Raw genomic sequence first — 1,289 nt, forward strand, 5'->3', positions numbered from 1 at the left:
CTTCGGAATCGGCCCGGTCATTGACCGGCTCGGCCGCCGCAAGGGCATGATGACCACTATCGGCGGGACCGCCATTGTCTCGGGCCTGACGGCCCTGATTCCGACCGGGATCCCGTTCCTCAGCAACGGTCTGCTGGTGCTGGTCCGTTCCTTCGGCGGGCTCGGGTTCTCGGAGCAGGCCGTCAACGCCACCTACATGAACGAGGTCTACCAGGTCACCGAAGTCGCGGATAAGCGCAAGCGCCCCGGCTTCCACTACTCCTTCATCCAGGGTGGCTGGCCGCTGGGCTTCCTGCTTGCGAGCGCCCTCGCCCTCGTCTTCCTCCCGTCCCTCGGCTGGCGCGCCCTGTACCTGATGGCGACCGTTCCGGCCGCGATCATCGTGTGGGTCATCGCAAAGAAACTGAAGGAGACGCCGCAGTTCGAACTGCACCACAAGCTGACCCAACTCGAGAAGAGCGGCAAGACCGAGGAAGCCCATTCCCTGGCCCACGCCTTCGGCGTCGAGCACTCCTCCGCGGCCCCGCTCAAGCGCATCTGGGAGCCGCACCTGCGCCGGAATACGATCGTCTTGTCGCTGGCCTGGATCTTCAACTTCTTCGGCATCCTTATTTTCAGCATTCTCGGCAGTTCTGTCCTGAAGAACGCCAAGGGTGTGGAACTTTCTGACGCCTTCTGGATGCTGATCGTCATCAACGGGCTGGCGTACTTCGGCTATGTCTTCCATGGGTGGCTCGGTGACAAGATCGGCCGCAAGCGGACCATCATCGGAGGCTGGATTATCTCCGGCATCTCCTTCGCCATCATGCTCAGCCCCCTTGCCACGGACCCCTTCATGATCATCGTCACCTACGGCGCCGGACTGTTCTTCCTGGTCGGACCGTACGCCGCGATCCAGTACTTCATGGCGGAGTGCTACCCTGTCAGCTGCCGTGCCACCGGCACAGCCTTTATCGGCGCAATGAGCCAGCCCGGCACCATTCTCGGTGGTTTCCTGTTCACGCTAGCGGCCGCCAGCGTAGGAACCGGTGCTGCAGCCTTGTGGGTCGGCGCGGCCGGAACCCTTTTCTCCGGCCTGCTGATGATCGCCGCGAAGCCGCCGGTCGAAGCCCTGCTCGAGGACCACCCCCATGACGCCTGAGAACAGGGTGGCCGTGATCACCGGAGCGGCCAGCGGCATTGGACGGGCCCTCGCGGTCCACTACGCCCACCGCGGCGTGCATTCTGTCATCGGAACCTTTCCCGGCGACCCGCACGACCCGGAGGAAACCCTTGGCATCGTGAAGGAC

The 1,289-nt window shown here is 63.8% G+C and carries 1 protein-coding gene; it reads left to right on the forward strand.

Annotated features, from left to right (window positions below):
* Positions 1-1,141, forward strand: a 1,141-nt coding sequence (locus LQV45_RS33320) for an MFS transporter (RefSeq protein WP_230012022.1), incomplete at its 5' end; no start/stop codon positions are given.
* Positions 1,142-1,289 lie beyond the last annotated feature (148 nt).

It is taken from the genome of Microbacterium sp. Bi128 (assembly GCF_918698205.1).